The 8866-nt window shown below is 59.2% G+C and carries 11 protein-coding genes and 2 pseudogenes; 4 read left to right on the forward strand and 9 right to left on the reverse strand.

Going from position 1 to position 8866, the window contains the following annotated elements:
- Positions 1 to 19: 19 nt before the first annotated feature.
- The 6 genes from tnpA to FNJ47_RS42345 form a co-directional block, all read right to left on the reverse strand.
- The gene (gene tnpA, locus FNJ47_RS42320; protein ID WP_163162252.1) at positions 20 to 493 is read right to left on the reverse strand and encodes an IS66-like element accessory protein TnpA; all 474 of its coding nucleotides are present in this window, start codon (positions 491 to 493) and stop codon (positions 20 to 22) included.
- Between the two features lie 174 nt (positions 494 to 667).
- Positions 668 to 835 carry a hypothetical protein gene (locus tag FNJ47_RS42325; protein WP_163162254.1) on the reverse strand — a complete coding sequence of 56 codons (168 nt, stop codon included), beginning with the start codon at positions 833 to 835 and terminating at the stop codon, positions 668 to 670.
- Positions 832 to 1059: a hypothetical protein gene (locus FNJ47_RS42330; RefSeq protein ID WP_163162256.1), complete on the reverse strand. Its 228-nt coding sequence runs from the start codon at positions 1057 to 1059 to the stop codon at positions 832 to 834. The genes FNJ47_RS42325 and FNJ47_RS42330 overlap by 4 nt, the downstream gene beginning before the upstream one ends.
- Before the next feature lie 248 nt (positions 1060 to 1307).
- The gene (locus FNJ47_RS42335; RefSeq protein ID WP_163162258.1) at positions 1308 to 1937 is read right to left on the reverse strand and encodes a hypothetical protein; all 630 of its coding nucleotides are present in this window, start codon (positions 1935 to 1937) and stop codon (positions 1308 to 1310) included.
- Positions 1938 to 1940: 3 nt separating this feature from the next.
- Positions 1941 to 2522, reverse strand: a complete 582-nt coding sequence (locus FNJ47_RS42340) for a LabA-like NYN domain-containing protein (protein ID WP_163162260.1) — start codon at positions 2520 to 2522, stop codon at positions 1941 to 1943.
- Positions 2523 to 2838: 316 nt separating this feature from the next.
- Positions 2839 to 3117: a LexA family protein gene (locus FNJ47_RS42345; RefSeq protein ID WP_235542826.1), complete on the reverse strand. Its 279-nt coding sequence runs from the start codon at positions 3115 to 3117 to the stop codon at positions 2839 to 2841.
- A 19-nt stretch (positions 3118 to 3136) separates the two neighbouring features.
- On the opposite strand from FNJ47_RS42345, the pseudogene FNJ47_RS42350 reads away from it, so the two are divergent.
- The 3 genes and pseudogenes from FNJ47_RS42350 to FNJ47_RS51970 all read left to right on the forward strand — a co-directional run bounded on the left by FNJ47_RS42350 (position 3137) and on the right by FNJ47_RS51970 (position 6617).
- Positions 3137 to 4279: pseudogene (locus FNJ47_RS42350) on the forward strand (IS630 family transposase).
- A gap of 635 nt (positions 4280 to 4914) precedes the next feature.
- Entirely contained in the window at positions 4915 to 5724 is an 810-nt protein-coding gene (locus FNJ47_RS51965) for a carbon-nitrogen hydrolase family protein (protein ID WP_236000468.1), read from the forward strand.
- Positions 5622 to 6617, forward strand: a complete 996-nt coding sequence (locus FNJ47_RS51970; protein ID WP_236000469.1) for a carbon-nitrogen hydrolase family protein — start codon at positions 5622 to 5624, stop codon at positions 6615 to 6617. Before FNJ47_RS51965 ends, FNJ47_RS51970 begins: the two co-directional genes overlap by 103 nt.
- 118 nt (positions 6618 to 6735) lie before the next feature.
- Here the strand turns inward: FNJ47_RS51970 and FNJ47_RS42360 are convergent, their stop codons facing one another.
- A complete protein-coding gene (locus FNJ47_RS42360) occupies positions 6736 to 6933 on the reverse strand; it encodes a hypothetical protein (RefSeq protein WP_163162262.1) in 198 nt (65 codons plus the stop codon).
- A gap of 215 nt (positions 6934 to 7148) precedes the next feature.
- Positions 7149 to 8143: pseudogene (locus FNJ47_RS54065) on the reverse strand (NAD(P)-dependent alcohol dehydrogenase); the annotation flags it as partial.
- Positions 8144 to 8212: 69 nt separating this feature from the next.
- On the opposite strand from FNJ47_RS54065, the gene FNJ47_RS42370 reads away from it, so the two are divergent.
- Positions 8213 to 8599 carry a hypothetical protein gene (locus tag FNJ47_RS42370; protein ID WP_163162250.1) on the forward strand — a complete coding sequence of 129 codons (387 nt, stop codon included), beginning with the start codon at positions 8213 to 8215 and terminating at the stop codon, positions 8597 to 8599.
- On the opposite strand, the gene FNJ47_RS54900 is transcribed toward FNJ47_RS42370, so the two are convergent.
- Positions 8542 to 8700, reverse strand: a complete 159-nt coding sequence (locus FNJ47_RS54900; protein WP_163162264.1) for a cupin domain-containing protein — start codon at positions 8698 to 8700, stop codon at positions 8542 to 8544. The two genes, FNJ47_RS42370 and FNJ47_RS54900, sit on opposite strands and share 58 nt — an antisense overlap.
- Positions 8701 to 8866 lie beyond the last annotated feature (166 nt).

The raw sequence follows: 8866 nt of genomic DNA on the forward strand, positions 1-8866 counted from the left end.
GTGCAGATAGACCTGCAGGTCACCGCCCAGTCTGAACATGGCCCAGTGCTCCGATGATCGCCGTCAATGCATCCACATCGCCGCATTCCAGCGCGAGCTTCACGCCGTTCGGCAGCGACACGCTCACTTTGGCCGGAGAACAAAAAGCTGGAGTCCCTTTGGGTTCCGAACCACGCACTTCATCGCAAGTCGCCGGCAAATCCACCGTCGCCAAGCTGTCTTGCCGCGACAGGGCTCGATTGGCGGACCCCTCAAGCTGAACCGGGATGAACGCCGGGCGTGAGGACGGCGGCAGCGACCTGGTCGCGGTGTGCTTCTTGATCCACTTCCGAAGGAGGTTCGCGTTGACCCCGTGTTCGAGCGCAAGTCTCGAGACCGAAACGCCAGGCTCAAGGCAGGCCGCCACAAGACGCTCCTTCGATGTCGTCTCGTAATGCCGGCGACCGTTTCGGCCAACAAACCTGACCCGCAGTTTCTGATCGTCGTCTGCCATCACAAGGTGTCCACCTATTTAAGTGGACACCTCATGCATCAGAGCACTCAAAAGCAAAAGGTGCGACGAAATTCGCGCTTACAGTTCTTTGGTCGGAACGCCGGCTCGTTCTCGACGATCAGCAATAACCTACAAAAGTTTATGAATTCGCTTAGATTGTATCATGAATGAACGCTAGAAAGGCGATGCTGCGGCCTGTCGGTCCGCCGCCAAGAAGCTTCGCGCTCGCTCGACCATGACGCGCGTCGTCCCCGCGCCCGGGGAGGCAGAGATGAACGCCGAGCCTGCTTGCTCGATGACCCACCGCTGCTCATCGGTCGGCTCGAACGGCTTGGCGATCATTTGAGCAGGGCCTCGATCGCCGTCCTCAGATAGCATGGCACCGTGAAGGCCGTGCCGTTCTTCATTTCCTCGGCAACCAGTTGCGCGAAATCGCCCTTCCGTGTCGTCTCGAAAAGCTTCTGGACCGACGCCGCCTGGACAGCATCGGCCTGACCCACCGCTGCATCCCACTTATCGCCGGAACGCGGGTGGAGCTTGAGATAACCACCATGGTCGATCAGCACCTCTCCCAGTCGAAGCTGACGGAGGCCACCAACTACGCACTCAACCCACTGGGACGGGGTTGTTTCTCCGCGACGGCCGCATCGAGATCGCCGCGGGAAGCCCTGCTGGCTTCCGCCGACGTTGTGTCCCGGGCTCTCAGCGAAGGGACTTCGCTGCGCCGCATGCTCGGCCGCTGCATCGAGGATCTCGCTCGACGTAGGGTCAGCCCGCTAGCCGGCACCAAGTCCAAATCAATGTGCTACGGTCGTTAATCCGCACCGTAAGAGAAAACGCGAGTGCCGGGAGGCCACGTCCGTTTGTTTTCTATCGGACTTGCTCCAATTTCCCAGCCCGCGCCTCCCCATAGGACGTCAACCACACCAAGGTCGCCCTTACCATCACGAACGAAAAATATGTTGGGAGCAGAATTGGTCTGCAGCACCCCGCTTTCTCCATTGGCCTGCAGCTTTAAGAGGTCCCAGATATCTGCCAGTTTGCTCTCTTCGGGAATGCCTAGTTCTCCGATGATCTCATTGTCATTTGAGGGATTCTTCAAGACGTGGGTTTGCAAGCATCTATTGACCGCGGTTTCGAACTTGACTGCAAACCTGCGCATAAACGTCGCGCCAAGCCAGGAACTCCTGACTTCGGCTGTTGGTGTGATGTCTTCCTTAAAGTGTTCCCGCGCCGCGAATGTTTGAGCCTCTCCTGGCTCGCTAGCCTTCTGCTTCAGCGAGCATTCGATCCTAACATATGGAACATCGGGATCATTATCAGCCCTGCTCTCCTCAGCAGTCGCGCTGAACCCAAATATCACCAGAACAGGGACGAGATACGGAATGAGCACCAAGCGGCGCTTTGTTGACGTCGTCGTCAACCTGCACGAAATCACTTCCATTTATTATTCTGCGCTGGCCGACTCGCGACGTTTGCCAGCACTTAATGTGGAGCCTAACCGTTCGGACGGTTCGCGACCAAGCGTCAGCTTCAACTCCGCCAGGTCAATAAATTCGTCCGCCTGCCGCCGAAGTTCGTCGGCGATCATCGCCGGCTGGATCGCGATGGTGGAAGCCACGGCGACGCGGACGCCGCGACGCTGCACCGCTTTGACCAGGTGACGGAAGTCGCCGTCGCCAGAGAACAGGATGATTCGGTCGACGCGCTCAGCGAGCTCCATGGCATCGACCGCTAGCTCGATGTCAATATTGCCCTTCACCTTGCGGCGGCCGCAGGCGTCCACGAATTCCTTGGTCGGCTTAGTGACAACCGCGTAGCCGTTATAGACGAGCTGATCGAGGAGCGGCCGGACCGTCGATTCCTGATCCTCGATAATCGGAGTGTAATAGAACGCCCGCAGCAGTGTGCCGCGGCGCTGAAATTCCCCGAGCAGGCACTTGTAGTCGATCTCGAAGCCGAGCGCCCTGGCAGTTGCTTGGAGGTTTGGGCCATCAATAAAGAGCGCGATCTTGTCGAAGGGTGACATGTTTCAATCCACGCTTTTCATCTGTCGTCTCCGATGCTTCACGGCCGGTTGCTGTCTGCCATGACTGGTGCGCCTATAACTTACGCTCGGTTGGCAGCGCTCCAACAAACTCAGTACGCAACGAACGAACAATCTCGTTTCGCGACTGAGTGTGTCACCTCAGCTTCACCTGAGGATTGACCAAGCCCGATGTCGGGGTTTGGCATAATGACTGAAGCACTAGCGGATTCCGTTTGACTGCGCTCGCCACTCCTTCGCAATATGCAGCTCATGCTCTAGTACCGCTGCACAGTGAATTTGACGGGTTGGATTGCGGTTAGAGTAGCTCCGGCAGCTGACGCGGATCAACGAGGAGTTCGATGCTGCGGGGCGCCCTCGGCTGCCGTCTGATGAGGCCCTCCCGTTCCAGCGTCAGCACCATCTGGTGCACCGAGGGTGGGGTGACGCGGAAGTATTCCTGCATGTCGGCTTCGGCCGGCGGCCTGCGGTGCAGGCGCGTGTAGAGGTGGATATAAGCCAGATACTGGCCCTGCTTGGGCGTGAAGGTTTTTGCGACGGGACTCACGCCTGCCATCCGATTCAGCTGTTCGTCCATGCCTCACGAGGAGGCAGGGATGAATGTACGCTATCGGGTTGAATTGAGCCAAACGGAGCGGGCTGAACTCACAGCACTTTTGAGTGGCGGCAAGCACGCCGCATGCAAGCTCAAGCGAGCACAGATTCTCCTGGCCGCCGATGCCGGTGCCAGTGACGATGAGATTGCACGGAGCGTCGGCGCGGGCGGCTCGACCGTCTACCGGACCAAGCGTCGCTTCGTGCTCGGCAACCTGGCAGCTGCGCTCAGTGAGGAGCCGCGCCCCGGAGCCGAGCGCAAGCTCACCGGCAAAGAGGAGGCCCTGCTGGTCGCGACGGCCTGCTCGAGCCCGCCCAAAGGCCGTGCCCGTTGGACCTTGGAGCTTCTGGCGGGTGAATTGGTCAAGCTCACCGAGCACGCCAACATCTCCCGAGAGACCGTACGGCGGCGGTTGGCCGAAAACGACCTCAAGCCGTGGCGCAAGGACATGTGGTGCATTCCGCAGGTCGACGGCGAGTTCGTTGCCCGCATGGAAGACGTGCTCGACCTCTATGCCGAACAGCCGGATCCGAAGCGCCCGGTGGTCTGCTTCGATGAGAGCCCGACCCAGCTCATCGGCGAGGTCCGCCAGCCGATCCCGGCCAAGCCGGGCCAGCTTCAGCGCTACGATTGCGAGTACAAGCGCAATGGCACGACGAACCTGTTCATCTTCCTCGACGTGCATCGGCCTTGGCGCAAGGTCAAGGTCACCGACAGCCGCGCCGCAGTCGACTTTGCCGCGTGTATGCGTGAACTCGCCGACGTTCACTTCCCCAAGGCAGAGCGCATCCGTGTCGTGCTGGACAATCTATCCACCCACTCAGCTGGCGCGCTGTACCAAGCCTTCCCGCCGGCAGAAGCAACGCGCATCCTTCGCCGGCTTGAGTTCCACTATGTCCCCAAGCACGCCAGTTAGCTGAACATGGTGGAGATCGAGATCGGCGTGCTGCGCAGCCAATGCCTCGACAGGCGCATTGGGAATCGCCAACAACTCATATCCGAGATCGCCGCCTGGGAGCGGCAGCGCAACGCCGCACGAGCCCGCATCAAATGGATGTTCACAACCGAGAAAGCCCGCGCCAAAATGGGCCGTTCTTACCCCTTGGTAGGCGCCGCCAAAACGTCCTCCGCCAAAGAGTCATAATCACTGTGCAGCGGTACTAGTACGCAATTTGACCTGGTCATCGCACCGGTCGTACCACGCCTTCGGAGAGCAGCTACACAATTATCAGATCGCGTTCGAATCAAAAACATTAGGTAATCAATCTGACACGCGCGTCTATTGATGCGCTGGATTGTCGAGCTTACGACGCGACGCCACTGAGCTGTGCACAGGAGATCTACTCCAAATGCGCCAATTTCCTAATCCAGCCGAATGGCATGGTTGTTGCCACCTTCTTTGATGTCAAACAGCAGGACACAGAAGACGATTATCCACGACGCATGAACGAGGGCTTTGTCGAGCTGCTGGTCGATCGATAGATATGTGTTTGATAATACCCGTACTTAGACTCTCATTGGACCACTTTCTGGCAAAGTTGGCGATTGTCGCGACGCCGAGATCGTGCAGCGCCGGAGATCTGGACGTGGTCGCTACCGCCTCCCGACGTGTCCTCAAAAGACCGGATCGACACCGATCCGGTCGTCGTCACCTTCAGCTCAAAAATGAAGGGACACGGGGCGTATCGGCACGCACACTGCTTTGAGAAGCAGCGGCGTTGCTCAGACAATCGCTACCGCCATCTCATACAGTCGTCATCGCGGCTAACGGAGCATCCCATGAAATCCTATCTATATCGCGCTGCCGCGGTGCAGACGCTCGCCGAGATCGGAAATGTCGAGGCGAATCTTAGAATCTGCGAGCACTATGTGAAACAGGCTGCCTTTCAGGGTGTACGTCTCATCGTGTTTCCGGAGTGCATGAACGCTGGATATCTTTACGATTCAATCTCCCACGCTCGAAGGATCGCGGACACAGTCAACGGGCATTTTGTCCGGAGCCTTGCGAAGCTCGCGCGCGAGAACGATATGTTCGTAGCCACCGGCATGACGGAGTGGGATCCGAAAGCGGAAAAGATCTTCAATACTGGAATTCTGCTCGACAGAAAAGGAGAGCTTGTTGTTCACTATCACAAGCAATTCCTGACGACGCACGACCAGAACTGGTTCGCGTTTGGCGAGCGCGGTTTCCCGGTCGTCGAGACCGAGCTCGGGCGCGTCGGGCTCATGATCTGCTTCGATGGCCGCATCCCTGAAATTCCGCGCTGCACGGCTTTAAGTGGAGCGCAGGTCATTATCGATATGGCCAACTTCTTTCTGATCGATCAGGCGGACATGTGGCGTCCTGCCCGCGCCTTCGAGAATGGCGTCTGGATATGTGCCGCTACGAAGGCAGGACAGGAGCGATCGATCTACTATCCGGGCGGAAGCATGATAGTCGACCCAGCGGCAATCTGCGCGCCAAGGTCGCCTGGGACACACACGGCATGGCCATTGGCGATATCGACCCGGCGCTCGCGGACAACAAAGCCACGAGTCTCGGTGCGGACAAGTTCGCCGACCGGCGGCCCGACACTTATAAGGTCCTGACGGCTGCCTACACCGACACGAAAGTTGCGGAAATCAGCAACCGGCCAATCGTTCCGGGCAAAATGACGTTCAACATGGCTGCAATTCAGAGCCATGTTTCGGAATCTCAGCTCACGACCCTCGATTGCGTAATGGAGCAAGTCGGGCATGCGGCAAGGTTCGGTGTGCAACTCATGGTGCTGCCGGAATATTTCGCGTCGCCGAACTGGAGGATCGACCCCACAGAGGCTACGCGGCTAGCCTCCATAAATGCCAAGCTTCTGAAGACATTTGGCGAACTCTGCAAGTCAGAAGAATGCGCAGTCCTTATGCCGAACGTCCAAGAGGAGGATGGAAAGCTCTTCTCGACGTCCTTCCTGATCGGACCGGACGGCAACGTGCTGATGTCTTACCGAAAAGTCCATCTCTTTGCGGATGAACGTGCATGGGCGACAGCTGGTTCAGACTACCCCGTCATCGAAACGCCGTACGGGCGCATCGGCATCATGATGGGATATGACGGGATGTTTCCCGAATCGGCCCGTTGCCTCGGAACCAACGGCGCCGAGGTGATCCTGTGGCCATCTCGCTTGCAAGATCGCAAGGAGCGGACCTTGCTGGCCGTGCCACGCGCAGTGGACAACCGATGCGCTGTCATCCTCGCCAACCGTGTCGACGCGCCATTCGGCGGCGGCAGCATGGTGGCGTTGCCCGCCCAGTTTCCGGTGTGGGACGTTGATGTCGCGGTTCCGTGCTATCCCGACATGCACAAGGTAGTCGTGGAGGTCATCGAGATCGCCAATGCACGTCAGAAGCATATGATGGCGAACGTCCATATGTTCGCCAACCGCCAACCCGCGACCTACGGCGCGCTCGTCGAGCCACATGGCGTTAAGAACATTACCGCGGAATAGACGAGCGCAGCCGGTTCGCGCTGCGCGTATCGGGCGGGCGAGCGCCGAAGGGGCGCTCGCCCGTACAGACGGAGAGCGTTTCCTCTCGATTGTCAGCTTGCCGGCCGCCAGCACTTCCTCACGAAATGCTTAGAAGCGCGAGATTGGCGACGACGACGCGGTGCGAGTGGGACGAGAAGAGGAAACCGCCGCCGTGAAAATAGATATAGATGATGAGACGCTTGGCGTCAGACGCGGGGGCGCGGATCAGGTCACCGCCTAGCGGCCCCGACGCTACCCGCTCGATAATGGTACCGTCCGGAGTCGGCGCCTGCACATTGATCCTTCGAACCAAGCGCGCATGTCCGCTGGCCTGCCATTGGGCGGGGCGGGAATTGCGCGCTCGTGTGCAAAATCGCTGCGAGTTGCTGCTTGGACATGTTTTTCCCTTTCGATGCTATGCGAGATGCCGGTAGATCGGTCGTTGCCATCTCTTCGTGAAAGCGGACGAGCTGCCGGCCCCGCCCTCTTGCCGCAACGAATGACCTGAGCTCAGTTCATCCGCACGATCGGCTTGATCACGGCGCCGATCTCGGAATCGTGGATCGCAGTGTTGATCTCATCGAGCGAGTAGAACTTGACGAGCTTGTCAAACGGGAAGCGGCCGTTCCGGTGGAGATCGATCAGCATCGGAATGAAGACGTCGGGATTGGAATCGCCCTCGACGATACCGATCAGCCGGCGGCCGGCGCTCATGAAATGCGTCTCGTTCAGCACGATCTCCGCGTCCGGACCAGACGCGCCGAGAATGCCGCAGGCGCCGCGCGGGCCGAGACTCTCCACGGCGTTGCGGATCACCGCCGGCAGGCCCGTGGTATCGAGCGCGAAGTTCAGTCCGGTGCCGGTGATCCGCATGATCTCCTCAACCGCATTGGTCTGACGCGGATCGATCACATGCGTCGCGCCAAAGATTTCGCGATTTCGAGCCTTGCTGGATTGGTATCGATCGCAATGATCCTGGTGGCGCCGACGACGTTCGCTGCCATCAGCGCGGAGAGCCCGACCGAGCCCGATCCGAACACCCCGAAGGATTTCCCTGCGGAGATCTTCAGCGCGTTAAAGACTGCGCCGGCGCCGGTCTGCACGCCACAGGCAAGCGGCCCGAGCAGCTCGAGCGGCACCTCGGATGCGACCTTCACCACATTGACCTCGTGGCAAATCGCATGGGTCGCGAACGACGACTGACCGAAGAAGTTGCCGTTGATCCGCGCGCCGTCCGCCGACAGCGCGCTTGTCCCGTCCGCGCGCGCGGCGAAGAAGTTGCGCGGGAAGAATTCATGGCAGTAGCTGGCCGCGTGGTCCTGGCAGCTCGAACACCCGCCGCGGGAATTGTAGGTCATCGCCACGTGATCTCCGGGTTTCACCTTGGCGATGGCGGCACCGACCGCTTCGACGACGCCGGCGCCTTCGTGGCCGAGCACGACCGGAAACGGCGTCGGCAGCATGCCGTCGCGAACGACGAGGTCGGTATGACAGACACCAGTAGCCTTGTAGCATCCTGCGACAACGCTCGTCACAGGGATCGGGTAACTCTCGGTCGGCGAGAAAACATTGAATTGCCATCGCATCGCATCGAGATCATCAGATTCGGACAAGCTCCGCGTCGTTTGAATGAGTTGCGCGCCGATGCCTTGGACTGGAGTGCGGCCTTCGACATGACCTCGGGCGACGACCCGACGGTTACGGTTCGCCGCGGTCTGCTGCTTGCGCAAATCGCCGAGGCTCTCTTCAAGGCCGCCGAGATTGCGCCTGTCGAACTTGGCAACCAACGTCGGCACGGAACTAGGCGAATTGTTGAAATCGCCGCAAGCGATTCTGAACATCGTGTGCGATTGTCGGAAGCACTCGGTGTGGATGAACCGCACAAACTCATGCGCCGCCGGCATCAATCTCGGCTGATCACAATCAGCACGATGGCGTTTGCCCCCATCCGCCTGACGTGATGCACGAGATAACCAGGAAACTGAAGGTAGTCACCCGCTGACATTGCGATGCTTCGGTCAACGAATTTGACTTCGATACGACCAGAGATCACGTAAAGCATCTCTTCGCCCGCGTGTTCGTGGCCTCGCTGAAGTGGCGGGGCCGCGTCATGAGAAAAGCCTCGTTGCGTCTACCGCTCCCTGCGGGCGACAGCGGAACGAACGAATAGCCGTGGATCGGATCTTGCTCGGGCTTCGGATTTGTCGTGCGCACAAGATGAATGACCT

This window comes from Bradyrhizobium uaiense (assembly GCF_010811875.1).
Taxonomy (GTDB): Bacteria; Pseudomonadota; Alphaproteobacteria; order Rhizobiales; family Xanthobacteraceae; genus Bradyrhizobium; species Bradyrhizobium uaiense.